General features: G+C 35.1%; 21 protein-coding genes. 9 read left to right on the top strand and 12 right to left on the bottom strand.

What is annotated here, in order from left to right:
• The gene (pflB, locus tag CVULP_RS07100) at nt 1-2,445 is read left to right on the top strand and encodes a motility protein PflB (RefSeq protein WP_099506974.1); all 2,445 of its coding nucleotides are present in this window, start codon (nt 1-3) and stop codon (nt 2,443-2,445) included.
• Here the strand turns inward: pflB and recJ are convergent.
• Entirely contained in the window at nt 2,431-4,017 is a 1,587-nt protein-coding gene (recJ, locus tag CVULP_RS07095; RefSeq protein ID WP_099506973.1) for a single-stranded-DNA-specific exonuclease RecJ, read from the bottom strand. The genes pflB and recJ overlap by 15 nt on opposite strands.
• The gene (locus CVULP_RS07090) at nt 4,001-5,626 is read right to left on the bottom strand and encodes a CTP synthase (protein ID WP_099506972.1); all 1,626 of its coding nucleotides are present in this window, start codon (nt 5,624-5,626) and stop codon (nt 4,001-4,003) included. The genes recJ and CVULP_RS07090 overlap by 17 nt, the downstream gene beginning before the upstream one ends.
• 104 nt (nt 5,627-5,730) lie before the next feature.
• On the opposite strand from CVULP_RS07090, the gene CVULP_RS07085 reads away from it, so the two are divergent.
• The 3 genes from CVULP_RS07085 (at nt 5,731) to CVULP_RS07075 (ending at nt 9,732) form a co-directional block, all read left to right on the top strand.
• Nucleotides 5,731-7,638: a motility associated factor glycosyltransferase family protein gene (locus tag CVULP_RS07085; RefSeq protein WP_213355801.1), complete on the top strand. Its 1,908-nt coding sequence runs from the start codon at nt 5,731-5,733 to the stop codon at nt 7,636-7,638.
• A gap of 18 nt (nt 7,639-7,656) precedes the next feature.
• Entirely contained in the window at nt 7,657-8,277 is a 621-nt protein-coding gene (thyX, locus tag CVULP_RS07080; RefSeq protein ID WP_099461154.1) for an FAD-dependent thymidylate synthase, read from the top strand.
• A gap of 66 nt (nt 8,278-8,343) precedes the next feature.
• Complete coding sequence (locus CVULP_RS07075) at nt 8,344-9,732, top strand: cation:dicarboxylate symporter family transporter (RefSeq protein ID WP_099461153.1); 1,389 nt, start codon at nt 8,344-8,346, stop codon at nt 9,730-9,732.
• Here CVULP_RS07075 and CVULP_RS07070 read toward each other — a convergent pair.
• The 3 genes from CVULP_RS07070 to gltX are packed head-to-tail and all read right to left on the bottom strand — an operon-like array spanning nt 9,722 to nt 13,035.
• Nucleotides 9,722-10,399 (bottom strand): MqnA/MqnD/SBP family protein, encoded by a 678-nt coding sequence (locus CVULP_RS07070; RefSeq protein ID WP_099461152.1) that lies wholly within the window; start codon nt 10,397-10,399, stop codon nt 9,722-9,724. The two genes, CVULP_RS07075 and CVULP_RS07070, sit on opposite strands and share 11 nt — an antisense overlap.
• Before the next feature lie 9 nt (nt 10,400-10,408).
• On the bottom strand, nt 10,409-11,644 hold the full coding sequence (locus CVULP_RS07065; protein ID WP_099461151.1) for a malic enzyme-like NAD(P)-binding protein: 1,236 nt from the start codon (nt 11,642-11,644) through the stop codon (nt 10,409-10,411).
• Nucleotides 11,641-13,035: a glutamate--tRNA ligase gene (gene gltX / locus CVULP_RS07060; protein WP_099507249.1), complete on the bottom strand. Its 1,395-nt coding sequence runs from the start codon at nt 13,033-13,035 to the stop codon at nt 11,641-11,643. Before gltX ends, CVULP_RS07065 begins: the two co-directional genes overlap by 4 nt.
• 111 nt (nt 13,036-13,146) lie before the next feature.
• Here gltX and CVULP_RS07055 point away from each other — a divergent pair, with 111 nt between their 5' ends.
• Complete coding sequence (locus CVULP_RS07055) at nt 13,147-13,965, top strand: peptidylprolyl isomerase (protein ID WP_099461149.1); 819 nt, start codon at nt 13,147-13,149, stop codon at nt 13,963-13,965.
• A 12-nt stretch (nt 13,966-13,977) separates the two neighbouring features.
• Here the strand turns inward: CVULP_RS07055 and CVULP_RS07050 are convergent, their stop codons facing one another.
• Nucleotides 13,978-15,168 carry a M20 metallopeptidase family protein gene (locus CVULP_RS07050; RefSeq protein WP_099507250.1) on the bottom strand — a complete coding sequence of 397 codons (1,191 nt, stop codon included), beginning with the start codon at nt 15,166-15,168 and terminating at the stop codon, nt 13,978-13,980.
• The gene (gene ppk2, locus CVULP_RS07045) at nt 15,143-16,030 is read right to left on the bottom strand and encodes a polyphosphate kinase 2 (RefSeq protein WP_099461147.1); all 888 of its coding nucleotides are present in this window, start codon (nt 16,028-16,030) and stop codon (nt 15,143-15,145) included. The genes CVULP_RS07050 and ppk2 overlap by 26 nt, the downstream gene beginning before the upstream one ends.
• An 83-nt stretch (nt 16,031-16,113) precedes the next feature.
• On the opposite strand from ppk2, the gene dsbD reads away from it, so the two are divergent.
• The 3 genes from dsbD to CVULP_RS07030 are packed head-to-tail and all read left to right on the top strand — an operon-like array spanning nt 16,114 to nt 19,800.
• Entirely contained in the window at nt 16,114-17,781 is a 1,668-nt protein-coding gene (gene dsbD, locus CVULP_RS07040) for a protein-disulfide reductase DsbD (RefSeq protein ID WP_099507251.1), read from the top strand.
• Nucleotides 17,781-18,449, top strand: a complete 669-nt coding sequence (locus tag CVULP_RS07035; protein WP_099507252.1) for an MOSC domain-containing protein — start codon at nt 17,781-17,783, stop codon at nt 18,447-18,449. Before dsbD ends, CVULP_RS07035 begins: the two co-directional genes overlap by 1 nt.
• Before the next feature lie 10 nt (nt 18,450-18,459).
• A complete protein-coding gene (locus tag CVULP_RS07030; RefSeq protein ID WP_099461144.1) occupies nt 18,460-19,800 on the top strand; it encodes a sodium-dependent transporter in 1,341 nt (446 codons plus the stop codon).
• Here the strand turns inward: CVULP_RS07030 and CVULP_RS07025 are convergent.
• The 5 genes from CVULP_RS07025 to CVULP_RS07005 all read right to left on the bottom strand — a co-directional run bounded on the left by CVULP_RS07025 (nt 19,763) and on the right by CVULP_RS07005 (nt 24,896).
• Nucleotides 19,763-20,662 (bottom strand): 1-aminocyclopropane-1-carboxylate deaminase/D-cysteine desulfhydrase, encoded by a 900-nt coding sequence (locus tag CVULP_RS07025; RefSeq protein WP_257874342.1) that lies wholly within the window; start codon nt 20,660-20,662, stop codon nt 19,763-19,765. The genes CVULP_RS07030 and CVULP_RS07025 overlap by 38 nt on opposite strands.
• Nucleotides 20,643-21,584: an OmpA family protein gene (locus CVULP_RS07020; protein WP_099461143.1), complete on the bottom strand. Its 942-nt coding sequence runs from the start codon at nt 21,582-21,584 to the stop codon at nt 20,643-20,645. Before CVULP_RS07020 ends, CVULP_RS07025 begins: the two co-directional genes overlap by 20 nt.
• Nucleotides 21,574-22,938 carry a MotA/TolQ/ExbB proton channel family protein gene (locus tag CVULP_RS07015; protein WP_099461142.1) on the bottom strand — a complete coding sequence of 455 codons (1,365 nt, stop codon included), beginning with the start codon at nt 22,936-22,938 and terminating at the stop codon, nt 21,574-21,576. The genes CVULP_RS07020 and CVULP_RS07015 overlap by 11 nt, the downstream gene beginning before the upstream one ends.
• Before the next feature lie 72 nt (nt 22,939-23,010).
• Nucleotides 23,011-24,075, bottom strand: a complete 1,065-nt coding sequence (gene fbaA, locus CVULP_RS07010) for a class II fructose-bisphosphate aldolase (protein WP_099461141.1) — start codon at nt 24,073-24,075, stop codon at nt 23,011-23,013.
• Complete coding sequence (locus tag CVULP_RS07005) at nt 24,075-24,896, bottom strand: peptidylprolyl isomerase (RefSeq protein ID WP_099461140.1); 822 nt, start codon at nt 24,894-24,896, stop codon at nt 24,075-24,077. Before CVULP_RS07005 ends, fbaA begins: the two co-directional genes overlap by 1 nt.
• 76 nt (nt 24,897-24,972) lie before the next feature.
• Here CVULP_RS07005 and nth point away from each other — a divergent pair, with 76 nt between their 5' ends.
• Complete coding sequence (nth, locus tag CVULP_RS07000) at nt 24,973-25,608, top strand: endonuclease III (protein ID WP_099461139.1); 636 nt, start codon at nt 24,973-24,975, stop codon at nt 25,606-25,608.
• The last annotated feature ends 4 nt before the right edge of the window (nt 25,609-25,612 follow it).

Genomic DNA, 25,612 nt, shown 5'->3' with positions numbered 1-25,612 from the left:
ATGGCTGAAGAAGTAATCCTTGAAAAACCCGAAGAAAAAAGACTTGATGAAAGCTTAGATGGCTTTAGAGGTGAAGAGGGGGCGGCACCTGAGGGGGAAGAATTAGCCGCTTTACCAGAAGAACTTCCTAGTGAAAGTAGCACAGGCTTTAGTTTTACAAGAGAGGGAGCTAAAGAGGAGGAAAGCACTTTTTTCGAAGAAGTCGATGAGCAAAAAACGCAAGAGTGGTATAAAGATAAGAAATTTATGTCTCTTGTGGGACTTTCTTTGGCTATTATATCTGTTCTTATTTTCACGCTTTTTTATCTCACTTTTAGCGAGGGCAATATTAAAGCAGACTTTTTTGCCGACAAAGAAGAGTCGCACCCTATAACGCCTCTTGATGAGTCTTATGATTATAGCGATATGGCTAAGATTGATGGAATGATACAAAAGGCAAATGCACTTTATCTTAGAGGTGAGATTGAGCAAGCCTTAGAAGTTTATGCGCAAGTGGCTGTTTATAATGAAGCACTTTCTAATTATAATTTGGGCGTTTCGCAGATGAATGAGGGCGATTTTAAAACCGCACTTGAAAGTTTTAAAAGAGCCATTTCTAATGGAGAAAATCAAAGCGTTTCGGCTATTAATGCTGCTGTTTGTGCCTTAAAACTCAATGATGAAGAAAAATTTCGCTACTACATAAGCTTGGCTGAAATTTATTTGCCAAAAGAGGGTAAATCTAAGCTTTATGAATATTATCTTAGCTTGATTAATTATTATAAGGGCTATTATCCAGAAGCTTTGCAAATGCTTCAAAAAACAAAAATAGAACCTTATACTGATACGGCAAAATATCTTTCAGCTAAAATTTATGCCAAAATGGACCTTGATAAAAAGGCAATTAATGAACTTACAACGCAAGGAAGTTTTGAGTCAAGTCTCTCTTTAGGGCTATTGTATGCAAGAGTAGGTGAGTATGATAGGGCTAGAAGAGCTTTAGAAACAGCTATGAAGATAGAAAGAGATTTTAACGCTAGTTTAGCAACTCTTACGCTTGTGGATTTAAAAACAGGTCGTTTTCAAGATATGTTAGCACGGCTCGATAATGCTTATAAAGACGAGGCGGAAAAATACAAAATTTTAGGGCGTTACAAGATTAAAACTATACTTTCAAAAGAGCTTTTTGATATTAATTTGGCACAGGAAAATTTTTCAAAAGATTTACTTAAAAATTCTAAAGATCAGTTTGATTTACTTTTTTATTTTGCACCCTATCAGGTTTTTGACAGCAAACAAGCGGCTTTTTATATTAAAAAAGCAAATATTACAGGCTTTGTCGATGATAATTTTAATACGGGCAGTTATTTGAATGCAAGCCGTGCGCTTTCTTCGACAAATGTTAAAATTGCTAGCATTATTAATCACGCTTTAAATCAACGCTTAAGGCAGGCAAATGCCGAATTTAAAGCCTTGCTTGATGTTTATCCAGAACATAGTATTTTACATTATAATCTAGCACTTACCTACGCTCAATTGCAAAATTATGAACTTGCCTATAAGCATTTTGCAAGCTCTTATCATCTTAATCCTAAGAACTATCAAGCAGGTGCTTTTGCGATGCTAAGTGCAAAGCTTAGTGGAGTGAATACAAACAAATTCTATAATGAAATTCTAGAAAATATAAGTGTAGATGCTGAATTTAAAGCCACTATGGCAAAAAGTATGCTTTTTTTAGCAAATGCAGACTTTATTTCTATGCTACCTTTTTTAGATGAGCTTAAGCAAGAAACGCCCCTTAGTCTCATTTTTGAAGCCATTATCGCTAAAAATAATGGCTTAAATCAGCAAGTAGGCGTTAAAATCGCTAAACTAAAAACTCTTTTACCAAATGATATTATAAGTAATATTTTGTATTTTAATTCTCTTAATGAAAATGCCAATATCAAAGAATACGCTCAAAACGCACAAATTCATTTTAAAAATTTGGGTTTTGATTATAGGGCGGTGTTTGGCGGAGCAGACATTGCTAGGGAGTATTATGTTTCTTTGATGCACATTGCAGGGATTTTAAATTTAGAAAGGCAAAAATTTAAAGAATATCTTAATACAAACGCTGGACAAAATGAAGGAGCGATTCAAACTTTAGCCTATTTGGATATTTTTGCAGGGCAGTTTGAGGAAGCTTATGCACTTTATAATGTTTTGATTGACGAGTATGGAGTTAAAGATTCTCACACGCTTTTTTTAGCCGCTGTTGCTGCCACAGGAGCGAATAATCCAAACTCCGCCATAGCTCTTTTACAACTTGCAAAATTAAATGATAATGGTAATAAAGAAAGTAAAGCTGCTTTAGGCTTTTTATACCACGAAGTGCAAAATTATGAGCCCGCACTTTTGCAGTATAAAACCCTGCCAAATGACTTTAAAAGTAAGTTTTTTACCTTTGATTTAAGAAGAGAGTAAAGAAAGTTCTTGAATGATAAATTGAGGCGTTACAAGTCCTCTAAATTCATTTTTAGAAATGCTACCTACCACATCAATAGTCTCTTCTAAATTTGGCTCTTTGTCGAAATTGAAAAAAAGTGCTTCTATGGTTTTATTATCTTTGACTAAGATGAGTTTTAAATGCTTTTTTTCTTTACCGAGTAATTTTTTATTTTTGACTTTTAAATTTTTTAGCACGAAATAAGGACGAGGATTTTTATACCCAAAAGGCTCAAAACTCTCTAAAATTTCAAGCATTTCAAAATCAATCTCACTAGGCTCTAGCACTCCTAGAGTTTCTTCTGTATCTAAAAATTCTTCTTTATTAATTAAAGTGCTTTCTTTTTGAATTAGGTTTTTAAAATTTTCATAATCTTTAAGTTCCAAGCTAAGTCCCGCCGCTCCTTTATGACCGCCGTAGTTTTTAAGATAGGGATTTGCTTTAGAAATTAGACTTAAGATATCTATCTTGCCGACACTTCTAGCACTCCCTTTAAGCTTATTGGCATTGATAGAAAAGACAAAAGAGGGTTTTTTAAAATGCTTTGCCAAACGGCTTGCCACTATGCCAAGCACCCCTTCGTGCCACTCTTCTCCTCCCACAATGATACAAGATTGCTTTTCATCAATTTGCTTTAAACTCTCTTCAAAAAGCTGTTTTTCCTCATCTTTACGGCTTTCATTAAAGCTAATGATTTGTTCTAAATAATCCATTGCTTTATTAAAATCTTTAGTGTGTAAAAATTTATAAGAAACGCTCGCATCGTCCATTCTCCCTGCACTATTAATTAAAGGGGCGATTAAAAAGCCTATATTATCAATGGCAAATTTATCTTTTTGATAATAGTGCTTCATTGCTCTAAAAGCCGCTCTTTTGGATTTATTAATGCACTCTATCCCTCTTCTTACACAAGCCCTATTTAAGTCCCTAAGCTCCATCATATCAGCCACAATGGCTATGGCTAAAAGCTCTAAAAACTTACACATATCGTATTTTAATCTACACACTTCTTTCAAAGCTGCGATTAGGTACCAAGCTACCTGTGCTCCGCAAATTTCGATATTGGGAAAATTACATTCTTTTTGTTTAGGATTGATGATAGCGTAAGCTTGCGGCAGGGTTTGTAAGGGTGTGTGATGGTCTGTAATGATAAGGTCAATGCCCCTTTCTTTGCAAAGTTTTGCAGCCTCAAGTGCGGCTATGCCATTATCTACCGTGATGATGACTTTAATATTTTCAAGTTCATTGATAATCTCTTCATTAAGTCCATATCCGTCTTTAAAGCGATTAGGAATTTTCACACTATAATCAAAACCTATATCATCAAAAAATTCGCTTAAAATCACACAAGAAATGATTCCATCGACATCATAATCGCCCACAATGGCGACTTTTTCATTTCTTTCAATGGCTTCTTTAATGCGATTTGCCGCTTTATAAATATCTTTTAAGCAGCTAGGTAATGGTAGTTCGCAAAGCTTTTTATGTAGATCATTTTCAAAGCGTGAAGCTAAAATTTGTTTGAGTTCTTTTTTAGTTATGGTGTGCATTTGCTGCCTTGATAAAATTTAAAATGACAGGATTAACTCTTTCTAGTCTTGAAGTAAATTCAGGGTGAAACTGCACGGCTAAAAAGAAATCGTGTGTTTTAAGCTCCACTGCTTCGATTAAGCCATCACTCTCCCCACTCACTACCAAGCCCTTATTTTCGTAATTTTTACGGAATTTTGGGTTTGCTTCAAAACGATGACGATGGCGTTCTTTGATATTTTTTGTATTGTAAATTTTACTTAAAAGAGTGTTTTCTTTGATTTGACAAGGATAAGCACCCAGTCTCATCGTGCCTCCAAGCGGAGTTTTAGCCGTGCGAATTTGCTTTTTGCCACTATTATCGATAAATTCATCGATGAGATAAACGACAGGATTTTTACAATTTGGCTCAAATTCGCTCGAATTTGCATCTTTAATTTTTAAAACATTTCTTGCAAACTCCACCAAAACAAGCTGCATTCCTAAACAAATCCCTAAAAATGGGATTTTATACTCTCTTGCGTAAGTAATGGCTTTAATTTTGCCCTCCACTCCACGCACACCAAAGCCCCCAGCGACTAAAATTCCACTCACTTCCTTAAAGCTTTCATTTGGGTCTAAATTTTCTAGTTTTTCACTATCAATCCAACGAATTTCAACCCTAGTATCAAGTGCCGCACCAGCGTGGATAAGGGCTTCTGTAAGGCTTTTATAACTTTCTTTTAAATCGACATATTTTCCCACAAAAGCGATTTTAACTTCATTACTTGGAGCAATTACTCTTTTGACTAAGCTATCCCAATTTTCCATATTTGGTTTTAAATTTTTAAGGCTTAAAGCTTCACAAATAGGTGTTAAAATATCCTGCTTTAAAAAATTAAGCGGAATTTGATAAATGCTAGCCGCATCGATACTTTCTATGACGCAATTTTTCTGCACTCCGCAAGAAATAGCGATTTTATCTTTCAAATCCCTATCAAGAGGCTTTTCGCTCCTGCAAATAATCATATCAGGACTTATTCCTATGCGTCTTAGCTCTCCTACGCTGTGCTGGGTTGGCTTGGTTTTAAGCTCTCCTGCGGCTTTGATGAAAGGCACTAGGGTTAGGTGGATATTCATCGCATTATTTTTACCTACTTCAAGCTTTAGGGCGCGTATAGCTTCTAAAAAGGGCAAACCCTCGATGTCGCCGACAGTGCCGCCTATTTCTACGATTAAAATGTCCTTGTTTTCACCCGCTTTAATAATACGCTCTTTAATCTCCCCTACAATGTGCGGAATCACTTGTATGGTTTTACCTAGATACTCGCCCCTTCTTTCTTTCTCTATCACGCTTTGATAAACCTTACCTGTGGTAAAATTATTGTTTTGGCTTAAATTTTCATCTAAAAATCTTTCATAATGCCCTAAGTCCAAATCCGTCTCTGCTCCATCTTCAGTTACAAACACTTCGCCATGTTCAAAAGGACTCATCGTTCCCGGATCGACATTGATATAAGGGTCGGCTTTTAAAATGCTGACTTTAAGTTTTGAGTTTTTAAGCAAGGTTGCAATGGAAGCGGCGGCTATGCCCTTACCAAGAGAGCTTAAAACCCCACCCGTTACAAAAATATATTTAGTTTCTTTCATTGTATTTGCCTTATTTTTAGTGTAATTATAACGAGAAAAAACTTTTTGTTTTATTATTTAAAGTAAAATTTCAAGTCAAATAAGCCTATTTAATAAGGAAAATTATGGATTTTAATGCCAAACAAAGGTCAATTTTTGAAGCAAATTTAAATGCTATCGAAGATGAAGTTTTAAAAAAAGAATTAAAAGAAATTCGGGCTAAAGATTATCAATTTTCACAAGGAAGCGATCCCTTAGATATCAATGCAAACGGGGGGGGGGGGGGTAAGCTTTATCAAAATCCTTTAAGTGAAATTCAAAGTAAAGCTACTTTTTATCAGCAAAACTTCGCCCTTTATCCTGTGTTATTTTTTTATGGCATAGGGAATGGAGTTTTACTTAAAATTCTTTTTCAAAATCCTACGCATAAACTTATCATTGTTTTTGAAAGAGAGCTTGAAATTTTATGGCACATCTTACATTTTTTAGATTTTTCTAAAGAATTGACATCAAAAAGGCTTTGTTTTTTCGACACTAAAAAACTTGACAATGACCAATTTAATGAAATTTGCGAGAGATTAAATATTTTTGCGAGGATTTATCATTTGGAATTTATGAGTGCTTTTTATACAAATTTTAAAGAAGATTTTGCAAGGGTTGATGAGGCTATGCGTGAATTTTTTGACAAAAGCACCTTGCGTTATGGAAATGACATTAACGACTGCTTAATGGGACTTGAAAATTTCGTTCATAATCTTCCTAAAATGCTAACAAATCCAAGCCTTAAAACACTCAAAAAAGCTTATAAAAAATGCTATCAAAACGCCATCATAGTCAGCACAGGACCAAGCCTTTCAAAACAACTACCCCTTTTAAAACAATATGCCTCTAAAGCTGTGATTTTCGCAGCCGATAGTGCTTATCCTATCTTGGCTAAACACGGCATTAAGCCTGATTTTGTCTTTATGGTCGAACGCACAGATTTTACGGCAGAATTTTTTAATAATGATTTTAAAGAATTTGACGCAGGGGTGCTTTTCATTTTAGCAGCTGTGGTGCATCCTAGAGCTTTGGAGCTTTTAGAAAAAAATCACCGCCCCTATATCATTGTGCCGCGTAATTATGACTTTGCTTATTATTGTGATTTTAAGGAGTATGGTTATGCTACGGATAGCGTAAGCGTAGCACATATGGCTTTTGAGTTAGCTAAGGATTTGGAATTTGAAAATATCATCTTCATAGGGCAGGATTTAGCCTTTGATGAGGAGGGAAATTCGCATCCTAAAGATTATCTTCATAAGGCAGATTATGAAAGCGGAACTAAGGCTATTCAAACTTTAGCTTATGGAGGTAAGGGTTTGGTTAAAACGCACGAATTTTGGCTTATTTTCAAACATATGTTGGAGCTTTTAATCATTGAGGCTTCAAAAAAGGGGATAAAAATTTATAATGCTACTGAAGGAGGTGCGAGGATACAAGGTGCTATTGAAAAGCCCTTTAAGCAGTGCTGTGAAGAGTTTTTGAGTAAGGAGCTTTCAAAACCCTTACCGCCCTTACAAAATGCAAGTTGCAACAAGCAAGATGAGTGGCTTTTAAAAGCTTTTGCTAAGGTTTTAAAAGCGGTTAAAAAATGCGAAGCGGTCGAAAAAGATCTTGAGTATCTTTTTGCAAATTTAAATTATGAAAATTTGGATAATGAAGCTTTGCGTAATTTAAGCTTTGAGCTTGATAATTTGAAAGAAAAATTGCTAAATTCTAGACCTTTGCTTGAGGTTTTGCGTCCTAGTTTGCATAGTTTTGAACTTAAATTTATGCAAATTTTTGTCATAAAGCCTCAAAATGAAGAGCAAAAAAGAGAAAAAATTTTAGCACTTATTAGGCTTTATTTATGGTGGCTTGATATTTCTTTAAATTCGATTAAAAAAGAAAAAATGACCTTACAAAATCATATCAAGCCCTTAAAACTTGAATTAAAAAAGAGAAATTTTTTAGAAAAAATTACAAAATGGCAAGAAAAAGCGGCTAAAATTTGAAAAAATTGAAGGAAAATTATGCGAGTTACTTTACTTTTTCATACCCCTCTTAGCGTTTGTTCTCACGCTACACGCACTTGTTGGCAGAGTTTTGAAAAGGGCGATTGTGGTGGAGAAAAGGATAAAGAATTAATTGATAGGGTGGGGAATAAATTTAAGCACGCCTCCACTTTGGAACATTTAAATTATAATTTTTATATTCAAGAAATTTCAAGGGCTTGTTTGCAAGAATTAGCAAGGCATCGGCATGCAAGTTTTAGCGTCAAAAGCACTCGCTATACGCTTAAAGAGCTTAGAAGTGAAGCTGAATTTAAAGAAAATGATTTTGAAAACGCGGGGCGTTATTTGGTCTTTTGCGGTAATGAGGCAGTGGATAATGCTAGCATTAAGGCACTTGAGAATTTAAGAGAGATTTTACAAACAAGCATTAGTTTGGATTTGGCTAAATACTGCCTCCCTGAAAGCTATAAAACAGAACTTACCTTTAGCATTAATGCTAGAAGTTTGCAAAATTTCTTATCCTTACGAAGCTCAAAGTCGGCTTTATGGGAGATAAGAGCTTTGGCTAGGGCTATGTTTGAAGCCTTGCCTGATGAGCATCGCTTTATTTTTGAGCATTGTATGCAAGATAAATCGTAGTATTTTTATCCTATTTTAATCAAAAAGCCGTTATCATCACCACATTATTTCTTGTAAGGACTTTTGATGAATAGGGAATTTTTTACACATTTTTTAATGCTTTCAAGTTGGCAAATTTTTGCTATTTTTGCTTTTTTAGGCTTGATGTTTTTTAGCATTAAAAAATTAAGAGATAAGAAATTTAGTTTTTCTTTTAGAATGATTTTTGCTTTAATTGTTGGACTTATTTTGGGATTTTTCTTGCAGTTTTTAGCAAATTTTCCAAATGAGGCAGAAGCTAAAGCTATTGTCTGGTTTGGTGAGGCAAAACACTGGCTAGGCTTTTTTGGAGCTGTTTTTGTAGCCTTTATCAAAATGCTTGTGATCCCCCTTGTTTTTGCCTGTATTGTGAAAGTGATTGTGGAGATTGATAAGGATATTAAAATTTCTTCTTTGCTTGGAGTTAGCCTGTTTTGGATACTTTTTAGCACAACTTTAGCGGCGATTTTAGGACTTAGTTTGGCTGTGATGTTTGATTTGGGTTCAAATTTAACTATGCAAGAAAGCTCAAGGCAAATTAGAGAAATTTCAAGTTTTACAAGTATTTTACTTAATCTTATCCCAAGTAATATCATTAACGCTATGAGCCGTGAAAATATTATTGCCATAGTTATTTTTGCTTTTTTGGTGGGAATTTGTGCAAAAAATATCAGTAAAAAGGAAGAATACGAAAAGCCTTTTGAAAGCTTTAAGAATCTTGCCATAAGCTTTTATGGCTTAATGATGCAAATGACAACTATGGTCATTCGCTTTATGCCTTATGCGGTGGTTTGTATGATGGCAAATGTGATTTTAAGCAATGGCTTTGAGGCGATGAAAACAGCTGGACTTTTTATAGCGTTGAGTTTTTTGGCGATGTTTTTGATGTTTGGCATTCACTTTCTTATTTTGCTTTCTCAAGGGCTCAATCCTCTCATTTATGCTAAAAAAGCTTTTAGCGTGTGGGTTTTTGCCTTTTCTTCGCGTTCAAGCCTAGCGACTTTGCCTTTAACTATTTCTACCTTGCAAAATAAGCTTGGTGTCTCTTCGGCGGTGGCAAATTTTGTTGCAAGTATCGGTGCGACTATGGGGCTTAATGGCTGTGCTGGGTATTTTCCTGCGATGTCGGCTGTTTTGGTGGCGAGTTTGCTTGGTGTGGAGGTGGATTTTAGTTTTGCCTTAATGGTCGTTTTGGTGGCACTTTTGGGGTCTTTAGGCATAGCCGGAGTTCCTGGGAGTGGGACTATGGCAGCTTCAATTATGTTAGCAGGTATAGGCTTTGGGGATAATTTTGTGCTTTTGGGTCTTGTTTTGGCAATCGATCCTATAGTCGATATGGCAAGAACGGCTAGTAATGTTTCAGGAGCGATGACTTCAGCACTTTGCACGGCTAAAAATTTAAATGCCATTGATAAAGAGCTTTATCTTAAGTCTTAAATTTATTTTGAAAACGCACGGCTTTAGCAAATTGTGCTAGAGCCCTTTTTTCTTTTCTTTCTAGTTTATAGTAAATCACTTTTTCTAAATAAAATAAAATATCTTTTTTATCTATTTCTCTCGTTTTGGCGTAGTTTTCTAGGATATAATTTGGAATTTTAATCTTACTTTTTGCAAAAGGAAGAAAAATTTTTTTGTATATCGTTTTGTGTTTAGTGCAAGAAAAGCGTGCAAAAACAAAGGGCAAATTTGTCTTTTCATACCAAAGTTCGCAAAGGTCTATAAAGGAATTTGGTCTTTCTAGGTAAAGTTTTAAAGCCCTATCTCCTATAATCACCCTGCCTTTTTGTTTTAAAATACTAGCTAGGGCATTAGAACTTGCCGAGCTTGAATCCTTTTGATTTGCCGTTTTTTTCTCCACCAAAACGCTTAAAACCCGTTTATTTGCACAAATTCCTAAATCTAAATTGTGATATTTTTTTTTAACACTTTCCACACTTGAAATGAGTGCCGCGTCAATTTTCCCCTTATAAAGAGCGTGATTTAGCTTACTTGGCACACCTTTTTTACGCTCAAAACTTGCCTTAATGCCACTTGGTAGGGGATATTTTTTAAGATAAATGTGAAGGGGTAAGAGATTGATATAATCAATCTTTCCAAAAATCATTTCATATCCTCATTGCAAACTTTGAAAATAAGCTTTTTCGTCAAATTCTTTAATCTTCGCCACCCCATCTTTAATTGCCGCATTTGCGACTGCACTACTTACCACTGCTTTAACCCTCTTATCAAAAGGTTTTGGTATGATATAGTCTTTACCAAATTCTAAATGTGTGATGGCATAAGCTTTTTTCACTTCTTCGCTTACGGGAAGTTTAGCAAGGTTTGCTAAAGCTTTAGCGGCGGCAATTTTCATATTCTCTGTGATTTGACTCGCCCTTACATCAAGCGCACCACGAAAGATGAAAGGAAAGCCTAAGACATTGTTAATTTGATTAGCATAATCACTCCTACCCGTGCCAACTATGGCGTCTTTGCGGACTTGATGCACAAGTTCAGGCATTACTTCAGGCACAGGGTTTGCTAGGGCGAAGATGACGGGATTTTGTGCCATAGATTTTAACATTTCTTCGTCGATGATATTAGGTCTTGAAAGCCCTAAGAATACATCAGCACCCTTCATAGCGTCTCTTAAAGTTTTTTCCTTTGTATCTTTTGCAAATTCAAGTTTTTCTATACCTAAATCTGCTCTATCCTTACTTACAACGCCTTTGCTATCAATTAAAACGATATTTTCAACGCCTAAATTGCGATACATTTTAGCACTAGCGATCCCTGCCGCTCCAGCCCCACTAATAACGACCTTAATATTTTTAAAGCTTTTATTATTGATTTCCATAGCATTCATTAACCCTGCGGTAGAAATAATGGCTGTGCCGTGCTGGTCATCATGCATTACAGGAATGCCAAGTCCTTGCAAAGCGGCTTCTACGGCAAAGCATTTGGGGGCTGAAATATCTTCTAAATTAATTCCTCCAACACTCGGTGCTAAAGCTTTACAAAAGGTTACAATCTCTTCTATGCTATGTGCGTTAATTTCTAGGTCAAAAGCGTCAATATTTGCGAATTTTTTAAATAAACACGCCTTTCCCTCCATCACAGGCTTACTTGCTGATGCCCCTATATTACCTAAGCCAAGCACTGCTGAACCATCACTGACTATGGCGACTAAATTTGCTTTATTTGTATAAGTATAGGCTAAATTTTCATCTTTAGCGATTTCAAGGCAGGGTTCTGCCACGCCCGGACTATAAGCTAGACTTAAATCGTAGCTTGTATTTAGAGCTTTGGTAGGTTGTATGCTCGTTTTGCCACCTAAGTGGTATTTTAATGCTTCTTCTTTTAAATTCATTGTTGTTTCCTATTTTGTAAAAATATTTCAATGCGTTCTTTACACTCTTTAACACCCAAAAATTCCAAAACCTCAAAAATGCTAGGACTTACCGCTGTGCCTGTAAGAGCAATGCGTAGAGGCTGGGCTAGGTCTTTTAATTTTGCCTCATTTTGCTCCAAAAATTGTGTGCTAAATTCCTCAAATTCTTTTGCTTTATTTTGTGTGTTAAGAGAAGTTGCGAAATGTTTCAGCAAAGCTAAATTATTTTCATTGACAAATTTTGCAATCGCTACTTCATCGTAGCTTTTTGGCGTTTCTAAAATGCTTTTTGCAGAATTAATAATATCAAGCAGGGTTTTTGCTCTTTCTCTTAATAAATCTAATAAAAATCCCGCCTTTTCCACTCCACTTAAATCAAATCCTAGCCCTTTAAGCTGGGAATTTAACTCCTCAAAAGAGAGAGTTTTGATATAATGTGCGTTAAGCCACTCAAGCTTTTTAAAATTATAAGAAGACGCACTTTTACTAATGTGATGTGGGTCAAAAAGCTTCTTTAAATCCTCTAAAGAAAAAATTTCATCATCATTATGCCCCCAGCCTAAACGCACGAGAAAATTAAGCAAGGCTTGTGGAAGTATGCCCATTTGTTTATACTCCATCACATCAGTCGCGCCGTGTCTTTTGGAGAGTTTTTTGCCGTCTTCGCCGTGTATCATTGCTACATGGAAAAAGTTGGGAATTTTAAAGCCAAGTGCCTCATAAAGCACGATTTGCTTAGGGGTATTTGAAAGATGGTCATCGCCTCTTATAACATCACTCACACCCATCAACGCATCATCAATCACAACGCAAAAATTATAGGTAACGCTCCCATCACTTCTAGCGATTACAAAATCATCTAATATATCTTCAGCCTTAAATTCAACTCTTCCTTTAACTCCGTCTTCAAAGCTAATTATCCCACTTTGCGGAGCTTTGATACGCACCACAGGCTTAATTCCTTGTGGCGGAGTGCCTTTAAAATCTCTGTATCTGCCATCATATCTTGGACGCTCTTTTTTTGCCTCTTGATCTTTTCTTAATTCTTCTAATTCCTCTTTAGACATATAGCAATAATATGCCTTGCCCTCATCAAGTAATTTTTGGATATATTGTTGATAGATTGCACTTCTTTGCGATTGGTAACAAACCTCGCCATCATAGTCTAAACCACACCATTTAAAGGCTTCTATGATAGCTTTTGTAGCTTCTTTGGAATTTCTTTTTAAATCTGTATCTTCAATGCGAAGTAAAAATTTCCCCCCATTTTTTCTTGCATATAAATAGCTATAAAGTGCCGTTCTCAAACCCCCTATGTGTAGGTATCCAGTAGGAGATGGAGCAAAGCGTGTTGTAAGAATTTCTTGCATATTTGACCTTTAAATTTAGTGCTGAAAATTATAATTGAAATTTCTTAATGCTAGTGTTTATTTTCTTAGTTTTGTTATAATTTATTTTGACTACACAAACAAGGGTTTTTTATGAAAAAAAAATTGATGATTTTATTATTTTTTGTTGCAATTTTAAATGCTAGAGTGCTTAATTCTGTTGCTTTAGTCGTAGAGAAAGAGCCGATTACGCATTATGATATAGAGCAAACGATGAAAACTTTAAAGCTGCCTAGAGAGCAAGCTTTGGCGGTGCTTATTAATGAAAAAATGGAATTTTCTCAAATAAAGCAATTTGGCATAGTTGTTAATGAACTTGAGGTTGATGCGGCGATTTCTAAGATTCTTGAACAAAATAAAATAAATTTAGACCAGTTTAAAAATTCTTTAAAAGCTAAGGGACAAGATTATGAGTTCTTTCGCCATAATCTTAAAAAAGATTTAGAAAAAAGAAAGCTTTATGAAAAAATCGCTAGCATGAATAAGACAGATTTTAGCGAAGAAAGTGCGAGAAAATTTTTTGAAGCAAATAAAGAAAAATTTCTTTTTTACACTTCTATTGATGTTAAAATTTATCATTCTAATAATCAAGCTATTTTAGAAAAAATGAAAGCAGATAAAAAAGTCACATTAAAAGCTCAAAGTGTAAATTTAAATATAGGCAATGCCGATCCTAGACTCTTAGCTCTTTTATCGCAGCTTAAAATAGGTGAATTTTCTCCCGTGCTAAATTCTAAAGAAGGTTTTGAGCTTTATGAGGTGAGAGCAAAAAGTGGAGCGAGCGTTCCTGAATTTGAGCAAATTAAAGATAGTGTTATGAATGTTTATTTTAATGAACAAAGGCAAGATTACATTGAGGATTATTTTGATAAACTTCGCTCTAAATTAAATATAGAATACCTTAAGAATTAATCTTAAGGTTATTTAAGTTTGTTTTAAAAATTCCAAAGCCATTAAGGCATCACCTTGCATTAAAACCTTTAAATTTTCATCGTCCCAGCAAAAGGTGCTACTATGGTGCAAGGTAGGATTTTTTAAATCCTTAGAAATCCCAACAAAGACATAAGCACCTTGCCTTGCCTGTGTTAAAAAAGCAAAATCTTCCGCACCCATATCAGGTTTTGCATTTGTGATAATATTTTCTTCCCCTAAAACTTCTGCAAAAGCTTTTCTAGCTAATAGTGCCATTTTTTCATCGTTGATGAGGGGTGGATATTCTCTTTTATAATCTAGTTTAAATTCTCCACCAAATTCTAAAGTTACAGCCTTAGCCGTATTTTCGATGGCTTTTTGCAAAAGGGCTTGATTTTCTTCACTTAAAAAACGCACTGTGCCTGTTAAAATCGCATTTTCTGGGATAATATTAAAAGCCGTTCCTGCGTGGATACTTCCTATGGTTATCACTCCAGCATCGACAGGCTTTAAGCGCCTTGAAATCGCACATTGAATATCGCTAATAAATTTCGCCGCCATTACAATGGGGTCTATTGTAGTGTGTGGGTGTGCGCCGTGTCCGCCACGACCGATAAACTCAAGCTTAAAAACATCAACTCCGGCCATCATTTCTCCGTTTACAATTTGTGCAGTATTTTCAAGCAAAGCTCCCCACAAATGACAGCCAAAAACGGCATCGACCTTAGGATTTTCCAAAATTCCTGCCTCTATCATAGGTTTTGCTCCACCACTTCCTTCTTCGGCAGGTTGAAACATAAATTTAATTGTTCCATTAAATTCACTTTTTAGCTCGTTTAAAATAAGCAAAGCTCCCATGAGTCCTGCACTATGTCCATCGTGTCCGCAAGCGTGCATTTTACCTGCTATCTTTGAGGCATAGGGCAAATTTGTTTCTTCTTGCACGGGCAAGGCGTCCATATCAGCTCTTAAAAGCACACATTTGCCTTCTTTTTCGTCTTGAATTTGTGCCAAAATACCCGTTTTTGCGATATTTCTTTGATATTTTATGCCATATTTATCTAGCATAGCACATAGTAAATTTGCTGTATTTTCTTCTTCAAATTCAAGCTCAGGATGCATATGAATAGCGTGTCTAAGTGCGACAATTTCAGGATAATATTTTTGCGTAAGGCTCTTAATCTTGGGCAGTATCTGTCGCATCGTTAAATTCTTCTTCATAGTTGCCATTTTCAGCATTTTCTATGTCTTTATTTTGTCCTGCTTCAGCTTCCATTTTAAAAATTTCAGCCTCCCCACTTCTTACTAAATCTTTATCAATTTTGGAGAATTTACCTTCTTTTTTGCCCGGATACTCGACTTTTGAAAGAATGAAGCGTATGAGATTAAGCCTTGCTTTTTTCTTATCGTTTGAATCAATAATCGTCCAAGGACAAGCCTCCGTATTAGAAGCTAAAAGCATAGAATATTTTGCTATGGTGTATTTTCCCCATAATTCTTGTGATTTTTGATCGACTGGGGAGAGTTTATATTGTTTAAGAGGATTTTTCAAGCGTTCTTTGAAGCGTTTTTGCTGTTGTTTTTTCGACACAGAAAGATAAATTTTAAAAAACATAACCCCACTTTTGTGAATCATATGTTCAAAAAGCGGCACTTCTCTTAAAAACTGCTCGTGTTGTTCTGGGGTGCAAAAGCCCATTACATACTCCACACCCGCCCTATTATACCACGAGCGGTCAAAAATGACGATTTCTCCAGCTGAGGGTAGGTGATTGACATAGCGTTGAAAATACCACTGCGTTTGCTCAACTGCATTTGGCTTTCCAAGTGCGACTGTGCGACAACCCCTAGGATTTAAATGCTCAGTTAGTCTTTTAATGCTCCCCCCCTTACCCGCTCCATCGCGACCTTCTAAGATGATAAGAACTTTTAAGCCTTGTGCTTTAACATGATTTTGAAATTTTAAAAGTTCAATTTGCAAACTTTCTAAATCTTTTTCATATTTTAAGGTGCTTTTTTTGACCTTAACTTCGACATATTCCTCTTCATTATGCTCTTTTGACATTTGCTTTCCTTGTAATGAGTATTTAGTTTAAATTTACCATAATAACTTAGAATTAAGCTTAAAATCACTTTTAAAAGGTAAAAATGCGACTGCTTTTTTTAGTCTTGCTTTTTTTGCAATGCTCTTTTGCCAATGTTTTAAGTGCTAAAGATGCCTTTAAGCTTGATATTTTGGCAAATGAACAGGCTTTAATTTTGAAATTTAATATAGTAAAGGATCATTTTTTATACCACAATCAGCTTAAAATCAAGCTAGATAATAAGGACATCACAGCCTTAATAAACTATCCGCAAGGTGAAATCAAACAGGAACAAAAAGTCTATTTTCACTCCCTTGAACTCGCCCTTTCAAATTTAATGCTAGATAATTATGCTAAAAATAATGCTAAATTAAGTGTTTTATATCAAGGCTGCTCAAATGATGGTTTATGCTACGCCCCACAAAAGCGTGAATTTAGACTTTATAAAGAGGGTCAAATTTATAAGACTAGCCCCTATGAAACGATGCAAAATGAAGAAGAGCAAATCGCCCTTTCTTTGAAAGATGAAAATCTAGCACTCATCTTATTTAGCTTTTTTGGTTATGGACTTTTACTTTCTCTTACGCCCTGCACGCTGCCGATGATTCCTATTTTATCTTCGCTCATCATAGCAAAAGGTGGCACGAAACCTTCCAAAAAACAAGGCTTTTTACTTTCTTTAATTTATGTGTTTTTTATGTCTTTAGCCTATGCTTTGGCAGGAATTTTAGCAAGTGTTTTTGGAGCTAGTATTCAAGCACTTTTACAACAAACTTGGCTTTTGGTGTGTTTTTCTTTGCTTTTTGTTTTCTTTGCTTTTGTGTGTTTTAGCAATTTTAATTTCGAATTACCCAAAAGTTTGCAAGGCTTAATTCAGCATAAAACAAGTAAAACAAAAGGCATTTTAGGCGTAGCCTTAATGGGCTTTTTATCCGCTCTTATCGTAGGTCCTTGCGTAGCAGCACCTTTGGCGGGAGCTTTACTTTATCTTGCAGATTCTGGTTCGTTTGTGCTTGGGGGCTTGGCTCTTTTTACGCTTAGTTTTGGTATGGGTGTGCCTTTGCTTTTTGTAGGGCTTGGTTTAGGTTTTTTAAAGCCCGGTTTTTGGATGGAGAAGGTTAGGATTTTTTTTGGTTTTATAATGTTAGCTATGGCACTTTGGATACTTTCGCGCGTGCTACCTTTAAATTTGATTTTGTTAGCTTACGGAATTTTAGGTGTGTTTTTTGTTGTTTTTATGGGACTTTTTGAAAGGGCTTGTAATGGGATACAAAAAGTGAAAAAAGCCCTTTTAATCTTAGTTTTAACTTATAGTTTGATGCTTTTTCTTCAGGGTATTTTTGGTGCAAGTTCCTCTTTTAATCCTTTAAATTTTAATCAAAAAGAAATGAAGGGACAAAAACTAAACTTTAAAACATTACAAAATTTAACACAAATTAAAGAAAAAATCGAAAGGAAAGAAAAAGTTTTGCTTTATTTTACCGCTTCTTGGTGTGAATATTGTAAAATTTTAGATGCAAAGGTTTTTAGTGATGAAAGAATTATTGCTAAATTTGCAAATTATGAAAAAATCAAGATTGATGTGAGTGAAAATAATGCCGCACAACTTGAAATAATGAAAAAATTTGATGTCTTTGCACCGCCAGTTCTTATCTTTTTTGATAAAGGCGAAAGGAGAGATAAAATTACAGGCTATATCACAGGCGATGAGCTTTTAAAAAGGGACTTGTAATGAGGCTAATCAGTTTGCAAGTGGGGAAAATTAAAGATTATGGAAAATTTAAAAGTGCTTTTATTAAGGATATTTACCTCCAAGATGCCTTTATAAGCACTTTAGGCTTGAGTGAAAATGAACTTGCCGATACAAAAAATCACGGAGGCGTGTTTAAGGCTATTTTTGCGAATGCGACAAGTAATTATAGGCTTTGGGAGGAATTTTTGGGTAAAAAGCTAAGATATGGGGCGATGGGGGAGAATTTAAGTTTAAGCGGACTTGATGAAATGAGCGTTTGCGTGGGAGATATCCACCGCTTAGGAGAGGTTGTTTTACAAGTGAGTGAGCCACGCTTACCTTGCGTGAAAATTTCAAAAGTGCATCAAAAAAATGATTTTTGTGCGAAAATTTTTGAAAGTGGCTTGAGTGGGTGGTATTATAGGGTTTTAAAGGAGGGGAAATGCTCTGTCAATGTCTCACTTGAAATCACACAAAAACACCCTGCAAAACTTAGCATTATGGACTTAAATCGGTTTTTTTATGAGCCGAGTGCTTTTTTAAAGCAAAATCCAAATTTGAAAGAAAAAATCGAACAAGCAAAGGACATTTTAAGCAAAGAGTGGCAAAAAAGCATTGCCTTAAGGCTTAAAAATCAATATGATATGAGTTATATGCGAAATTTATAAAGGATAAGCCATGCAAAGACAAACTTGGAGTAATACCCTCACTTATATTTTAACCGTTGCAGGAGCAACCATAGGCTTTGGAGCGACTTGGCGTTTTCCTTATTTAGTAGGAGAAAATGGCGGTGGGGCTTATGTTTTAGCCTTTTGTCTTGCGATGATTTTTATAGGAATTCCTGTGATTTTAGTCGAAAATATCATCGGCAGAAAGGCGATGAAAAATAGCGTTGATGCTTTCAAGGGTAAGTGGCAGAGCGTGGGTTATATGGGACTTTTGGGGAGCTTTGGGATTATGGCTTATTATATGGTGCTTGGGGGTTTTGTTTTGGTGTATATCTTTTCTTTACTTTTTGGAGATTTTGACCTTTCAAGTGCCGTGAGTAAAGAATACACGCAGACATTTTACACGCAAAATATCCTCTTTAATCCCCTTGGTATAGGGATTTTTACGACTATTTTTGTTGTGATAAATTGGGTGATTTTAAGGCGGGGGATTATTGATGGGATTGAAAAGGCTGTGAAATTTTTAATGCCTATGCTTTTTATCTGTCTTATTTTAGTCGTGGGGAGGAATTTGAGCCTTGAGGGTGCTATGGAGGGGGTTAAATTCTATCTTTTGCCTGATTTTTCAAAGCTTAGCCCTAAACTTTTCATCGATGTTTTGGGACAGGTATTTTTCGCTCTTTCTTTAGGCTTTGGTGTGATGATAACGCTTTCTTCTCACCTTAGCAAAAAAGAAAATATGATAAAAACAGCGATTTATACAGGGGTTTTAAATACGCTTATTGCGGTTTTGGCGGGTTTTATGATTTTCCCAGCACTTTTTTCGGCAAATTTAGCTCCAGATAAGGGTCCTTCTTTAGTCTTTGAAACTCTACCCATAGCATTTTCTTATATTCATTTTGGGACCTTGATTTGTGCTTTGTTTTTCTTTCTTTTGCTTATTGCAGCACTAACGACTAGTTTGCCTATTTATCAAGTGATAATTAGCGTTTTGGAGGAGAAATTTAAGCTTAAGAAAAAAGTCGCTATTAATCTTACTTTAGGCGTGATTTTTGTGCTTGGGAATTTGCCTTGTATTTTAACTTATGGACCTTTGAGTGATGTGATTTTGATTAAGGGTAAAAATATTTTTGATACCTTTGATTTTATTAGTGGTAATGTGCTTTTTGTTTTAACAGCATTTTTGTGTTGCATTTATGTAGGCTGGGTATTAAAAAAAGAAGTGTGCTTAAAAGAGCTTTCTAATGAGGGTGCGTTAAAAAGTGTATGGCTTAGCGTTTGGTTTTACTATGTGAAATTTGTTGTGCCTTTGATTATCTTGGTGATTTTTTATTTTGGTATGGTAAGCTAAAGCCTTTAAAAGCGTATCTTTGCAGCATAGTTTCATTTCCTAAAAGCCCACCTTGATGGATATAAAGAGGGTTTTTAAGTTTATTTTTGTGAAGCATTAGAGTGCTAAAACCTAGCATATCGTAAAGTAGGTCAAATTCTACGCCACATTCTTGCTTTAAGGTGTGATATAGAGTGTAAAATTCTGCATAAGGCTTGGCAAAATGGTATTTTTTAAGTGGCTCTAAAATGAAAAGATTAGAAAAATCATAAAGCGGTTCAAGCCTTAAGATTTGCTCTTTTAAATAGGCACTTCCTCCCACACAAGCACAGGTAAAAACTCTAAATTCGCTATGTTTGGCTAAAAAGGCAGCAGATGTGCCTGTGCCCGAGGGTAAGAAAATGTCAAATTTCACGCCTTGCTCTTTGCTATGCTCTTTTAATTCTTTGGCAAGTTCTTTGTAGCCAAACTCGGCATTTTGATTCGCTATGCCCTCTTCGATAAAAATATCTCCTTTTTTACAGAGGCTAAGTGCCATTTCTCTATGATTTTGAAAATGTAAATTTTCTAAAATTTCTACTTCATTTTGCAGAGCTAGGGCGTAATTTCCACAAGGATTTTGTTTTAAAAAATTTGAAATTTTTTCACATACAAAGATGAGTTTATGATTTTTTGCAAAAATGCTAAGAGCGGCTAGGGCGTTACTTTGTGAGCCTCCGTAACTTACAAAGCGTTGATTTTGAGGGTAGTTTTGCTTAAGATAAAAGCGAAGTTTTCTTGCCTTATTGCCATTAAGTTCTCCCAATAAATCATCGCGTTTAAGATAAAATTCTAAATCTTTAAAACGCCTTTTTTCAAGCACACTAGCGGAATTCAAAGAAATTTTCAAGCTCCTCTAAGGCTATGTCATTTTTAAGACTAAACTTAATCTCAATCCTACGGCTTAAGTCTTTGTCCTCCACGCCATTTTTTAAAATCGGCACAGAAAAGCTCCTTCCACTTGCCATTAAAAGCTTTTGCAATCTTTCATCTTTGTAAAAACTATAAATAAAACTCATCACCTCATAAGCCCTTTTTTGTGATAAATCAAGATTGTAAATATAAGAGCCGTCGCTGTCTGTGTGTCCTTCGATGATGATATTTTCAATATTTTTGCTGATATTTTCATCGTCTAAAATTCCTGTCAAATATCCACTTAAAATTTTCTTAAGGCTCATCTTCGCTTCATCTTTTAAAATGAAAGAATCCTTGTCAAAAAGCACTTCTGCTGGTAAGGAAATCGCCCCTGTTTTTTGGTCTATACTGATATTTTCATCAAGTTTTTTTTGTAATTCTTTGCTTAAATTCTCCCTGATAAAGCTTAAATTTTCTACTTTTTCTTTAGCTTCTTTGAAATCCTGTTGAACGGCTTTTAATTCTTTTTCTTTGAGTTCGATTTGATTGAGTAAGATGAGAATTTGCCTGTCTTTTTCATCGATATTATTTTTTAAATTTTTGCTTAAAGCGCTAATATTGTTTTCAAGTTCTGTTTTTTGACTATGAATTAGGCTAAGGGAAGTTGCGGTGGAATTGAGCTCTTTGCTAAGTTGAAACACTATGGATTCTTTGTCTTTTAAGGCTTGTTTGCTAAGTTCTAAATTTGCTTCTTGTGTGTTTAAATTTTCTTTAATTGCCCTTAAATCACTTTGGGTTAAGACATATTTAACCACGATAGCACCGATTAGAAGTATGAAGATAAAAAGCAGTCCCGCCATTAAATCCGCATAAGCTATCCAAAAATTCCCTTCTTCTTTGTTATTTTTCATCATCTTTCTTTAATGCTTCGTCATTTTGCGTAATTTGTTGTTCATTTTTAGGCACTTCTTTACCTTCAAGTTTGGCTATAACTTCTTTTGTTTCGCCATCTAAAGCGTTTAATTCTTTTTTAAATTCGTCCATTAATTCGATTTTTTCATCGATATTTTTTTCTTCCTCATAAATTTCTTTAAATTTCTCCATACCCTCAAAAAGACTTGTTTTAAAGCCGTTAAAGACTTTTTCTTGACTTTCTAGCATTGCTTTTTCATAAAGTTCGAAATTTTTAGAAAAGCGTTCGATTTTATCGTCAAAACTTTCTAAGGTTTTATCTAAATGTGTGATTTTTTCGGTGCTTATGTTAAGAAGTCTATTGTATTGTTCGCTCATTCTTGTGCTGACTTCTTTTAAATTTTGATTAAGCAAACTGACTCCGTTTAGCATTTCGCTATAAAGTTTTCCTAAATCTCTTTGGTCTCTTTGCATTTTAGAAAGCTCACTCATACTTTGCTTAATATGCTCACTACTAAGTCTAATCGCCTTTTCTTCGATATTTAACATATCTTGAAAAATGCCAAATTTACGCTCTATGGTGTGGTCAAGTTCGCTAAAAAAGTCATCACTGCTTACCTGTTTAAAGATAGTCCCTATCTTATCAAAATGTTGCAAACTCTCACTTAGATATTTTAAGTCAAGTTCTTCTTTTGTCCAAAAAAAGCCTTCAGTTGAATTTTTTTGACGATTTAAGAGCCTTTGAATCTTGCTTGAACCAAATTTTTCAAAGAAAATCCACCACAAAGCGAGAAAAATTCCATAAATCGACACGTAAAAAGCCGTGCCAACTCCACTTAAAAGCAGAGCTATTTCTTGCTCTAGGGCTTCTGTGCTAGAAGAAGAAAAATTTGGCATAGAAAGAGCTATGCTAATGAAAGTGCCTAAAATTCCCATCATAGGAAAGATAGTCGCACCCACTGCGGCGAAATTTTCATTACGCGTCCCTTTAATGTAGGCATTAGCAAAATCATCAAAATTTGCATTTGACTTTGTGTCTTTACCTATGGTCAAAAAATGTTTCATAATGTAACGCTTTAAAGCTTGTTTAAATTCATCTTTTTGCTGCTCGAAGATATTATAGGCGTATTCTGCACTATGCCTAGCAAAAATTAAAGCGCTAAGATAGATAATGCCCGTCATTACAAGGGTGTGAATTTCGACTTGAAAATTGATTTGTTTTAAGTAGCCAAGCACAACAAAGGCATAAAGCAAAGTTGGGATAAAAATAATTTTAAGATAGACTAAATAACCCTTTTTTTCTTTACTTTCAGGCAAAACAAGTTCTGAAAATTCTTGTGATTTTAACTCCATAAAAAGACCTTATCGATAAGTTTTATTTTAAAGACTTAATCTTCAAAATAAAACCAACCTTAAGGTTGGTTTTCAATTTTTATTAATGCAATTTAAATGCTCAAAAGCGTCTTCGAGTCTTTTTACCATACTTTCCTCTCCAGCCCTAAGCCAAGCGCGTGGGTCGTAGTATTTCTTGTTAGGCTTATCATCGCCTTCTGGATTGCCGATTTGCCCTTGTAAAAACGTTTTATGTTTCGCTTCATACTCACGCACCCCGTCCCAAAAAGCCCATTGTGTATCGGTGTCGATATTCATTTTAATCACGCCATAGCTAATTGCCTCTTGTATATCTTTTAGCTCACTTCCGCTTCCGCCGTGAAAGACAAAATGCACGGGCTTATCGCTATTTAGTTTAAATTTCTCTTTGACAAAAAGTTGCGAGTTTTTCAAAATTTCAGGCTCGAGGCTCACATTACCTGGCTTATAAACCCCATGCACATTGCCAAAACTTGCCGCGATAGAGAAATTTGGGCTAATTTTCATCAATCTTTCATACGCTAAAGCCACATCTTCAGGTTGGGTATAAAGCTTAGCATTATCAATGCCCGTATTATCCACTCCATCTTCTTCGCCACCCGTGCAGCCAAGTTCGATTTCTAAAGAAATTCCTAATGCACTAAGCTTTTTAAGATAATGCTCACAAGTGCTGAGATTATCCTCCAAGTCCTCTTCGCTTAAATCAAGCATATGGGAGCTAAATAAAGCCTGTCCGTGTCTTTGTTTAAAGTCCGCATTGGCTTCGATGAGAGCGTCTATCCAAGGAAGGAGTTTTCTAGCGGCGTGGTCTGTGTGTAGAATCACAGGCACACCATAAGCTTTAGCTATTAAATGCACATGTCTAGCCCCACTTATAGCTCCTAAAACATCGCCATTTGGGCAATTTTTCCCCGCGACAAATTTTGCACCTCCGTTAGAAAATTGTATGATAACGGGAGAATTAACCCTTCTTGCTGCTTCTAAAACGGCATTAATAGAGCTACTTCCTACGACATTAACCGCAGGAATAGCAAAATTTTCACTTTTAGCATAGTCATAAACAAGATTAAGTTTATCTCCGCTTATAACTCCCGCCTCAACGATATTTAAAAGTCCCATTACTTAATTTCCACTTTAGCGTTTTTATAAAGTTCTTGTCCTTTAAGAGCTATTCTTTTTTGAAATTCTTCAAATTTAAGTCTGTTTTCAATGCCCATTTTAGCGTCTTTAAAAGCAACTTGCTCTTTCGCTCTTGAATCTTGTTTTAGGATAATGTGGTAACCGAAATTTGTTTTTACTGGAGTTTTTGTGATTTCACCTTTTTTAAGAGAGAAAGTCGCATCAGTAAAAGGTTTTACCATAGTTGATTCATCAAACCAACCCAAATCGCCACCATTAGCAGCTGAGCCCGTATCGATTGACTTTTCTCTTGCAATTTGTGCAAATTTATTTTCTAAGTCTTTAGCCTTTAGATTTTTAAGCTCATTGATAATGTTTTTGGCATCTTGTTCGCTTGTAACTAAAATGTGTTTAGCCTTGACTCTTGCTGGTTTTACAAATTGCTCTTTGTTTTTTTCATAAGCTTCTTTAACCTTAGCAGCATCGACTTTAATATCTTGCATAATTTTATTTTGATAAACATTGAGCAAAAGCTCATCTTTTGCACGCTCAAGTCCTTTGATATACGCAGGGTCTTTTTCTAAATTTTGTTTTTTTGCATCTTTTAAAATTAAATCCTGCATAACATATTGTTGAATTAAAGCTTTTTGTTGTGCTTCAGGTAATTTTTTAAAATCTTGCCCTCTAAGCATAGGGGCATAAAATTCATTTACTTCTGTATCACTGATTTTTTCACCATTTACGGTGGCTACTGTGGCAGCATTTAAGCTTAAACTTACGCTAGTGATTAAACCAGCTGCAACTAAAGAAAATTTTTTCATAATGTATCCTTTTTGAAAATTGTTAGTAAGTGATTATATATAAACTTGGTTAAAACTAATTAACTACAATAAAAAAATGAAAAGAAATTTAGCAATAAAAGAACTTTTTTTAAAAAAATTTGATAAACCCGTTACAGAACTCAAATTTTCTACCCTTTACGAGCTTTTAGTTTGCGTAATGCTTTCAGCTCAATGCACGGATAAAAGGGTTAATCTCATCACTCCCGCACTTTTTAAGGCTTATCCTGATATTAAAAGCCTAGCTAAAGCAAATTTGGCTAGTGTTAAAAGCTATATTCAAACTTGTTCTTTTTTTAATAATAAAGCACAAAATCTCATTAAAATGGCACAGGCAGTTTGTGAGAATTTTGGCGGAGAAATTCCTTTAGATGAAAAGGATTTAAAAAGCCTAGCAGGAGTGGGACAAAAAACTGCTCATGTGGTTTTGATAGAATGGTGCGGGGCAAATTTTATGGCAGTGGATACGCATGTTTTTCGCGTTTCGCACCGACTTGGTTTAAGCAAAGCTAAAACGCCAGAAGCAACTGAAGAAGATTTAATCCGCATTTTTAAAGATAATTTAAATTATCTTCATCAAGCTATGGTGCTTTTTGGTCGTTATACTTGCAAGGCGAAAAATCCTTTATGCCATCAGTGTTTTTTATATGATTTTTGTAAAAGTAAGGATAAAAAGTTAAAGGAGAAAGAGTGAGAGT

The sequence above is a fragment of the Campylobacter vulpis genome (genome assembly GCF_014217995.1).
Taxonomy (GTDB): domain Bacteria; phylum Campylobacterota; class Campylobacteria; order Campylobacterales; family Campylobacteraceae; genus Campylobacter_D; species Campylobacter_D vulpis.
This window is presented reverse-complemented; position numbering and strand designations above follow the sequence as displayed.

Excerpts from the sequence above, each read along its gene's own strand:
- CVULP_RS07055 (WP_099461149.1), top strand. The coding sequence starts at position 13,147 with ATGAAAAAAAAATTGATGATTTTATTATTTTTTGTTGCAATTTTAAAT.
- ppk2 (WP_099461147.1), bottom strand. The coding sequence starts at position 16,030 with ATGTCAAAAGAGCATAATGAAGAGGAATATGTCGAAGTTAAGGTCAAA.
- nth (WP_099461139.1), top strand. The coding sequence starts at position 24,973 with ATGAAAAGAAATTTAGCAATAAAAGAACTTTTTTTAAAAAAATTTGAT.
- CVULP_RS07015 (WP_099461142.1), bottom strand. The coding sequence starts at position 22,938 with ATGGAGTTAAAATCACAAGAATTTTCAGAACTTGTTTTGCCTGAAAGT.
- CVULP_RS07030 (WP_099461144.1), top strand. The coding sequence starts at position 18,460 with ATGCAAAGACAAACTTGGAGTAATACCCTCACTTATATTTTAACCGTT.
- CVULP_RS07070 (WP_099461152.1), bottom strand. The coding sequence starts at position 10,399 with ATGATTTTTGGAAAGATTGATTATATCAATCTCTTACCCCTTCACATT.
- pflB (WP_099506974.1), top strand. The coding sequence starts at position 1 with ATGGCTGAAGAAGTAATCCTTGAAAAACCCGAAGAAAAAAGACTTGAT.
- gltX (WP_099507249.1), bottom strand. The coding sequence starts at position 13,035 with ATGCAAGAAATTCTTACAACACGCTTTGCTCCATCTCCTACTGGATAC.
- CVULP_RS07090 (WP_099506972.1), bottom strand. The coding sequence starts at position 5,626 with ATGAAAGAAACTAAATATATTTTTGTAACGGGTGGGGTTTTAAGCTCT.
- CVULP_RS07005 (WP_099461140.1), bottom strand. The coding sequence starts at position 24,896 with ATGAAAAAATTTTCTTTAGTTGCAGCTGGTTTAATCACTAGCGTAAGT.
- CVULP_RS07020 (WP_099461143.1), bottom strand. The coding sequence starts at position 21,584 with ATGAAAAATAACAAAGAAGAAGGGAATTTTTGGATAGCTTATGCGGAT.
- CVULP_RS07050 (WP_099507250.1), bottom strand. The coding sequence starts at position 15,168 with ATGCGACAGATACTGCCCAAGATTAAGAGCCTTACGCAAAAATATTAT.
- fbaA (WP_099461141.1), bottom strand. The coding sequence starts at position 24,075 with ATGGGACTTTTAAATATCGTTGAGGCGGGAGTTATAAGCGGAGATAAA.
- CVULP_RS07065 (WP_099461151.1), bottom strand. The coding sequence starts at position 11,644 with ATGAATTTAAAAGAAGAAGCATTAAAATACCACTTAGGTGGCAAAACG.
- thyX (WP_099461154.1), top strand. The coding sequence starts at position 7,657 with ATGCGAGTTACTTTACTTTTTCATACCCCTCTTAGCGTTTGTTCTCAC.
- CVULP_RS07075 (WP_099461153.1), top strand. The coding sequence starts at position 8,344 with ATGAATAGGGAATTTTTTACACATTTTTTAATGCTTTCAAGTTGGCAA.
- CVULP_RS07085 (WP_213355801.1), top strand. The coding sequence starts at position 5,731 with ATGGATTTTAATGCCAAACAAAGGTCAATTTTTGAAGCAAATTTAAAT.
- CVULP_RS07035 (WP_099507252.1), top strand. The coding sequence starts at position 17,781 with ATGAGGCTAATCAGTTTGCAAGTGGGGAAAATTAAAGATTATGGAAAA.
- recJ (WP_099506973.1), bottom strand. The coding sequence starts at position 4,017 with ATGCACACCATAACTAAAAAAGAACTCAAACAAATTTTAGCTTCACGC.
- dsbD (WP_099507251.1), top strand. The coding sequence starts at position 16,114 with ATGCGACTGCTTTTTTTAGTCTTGCTTTTTTTGCAATGCTCTTTTGCC.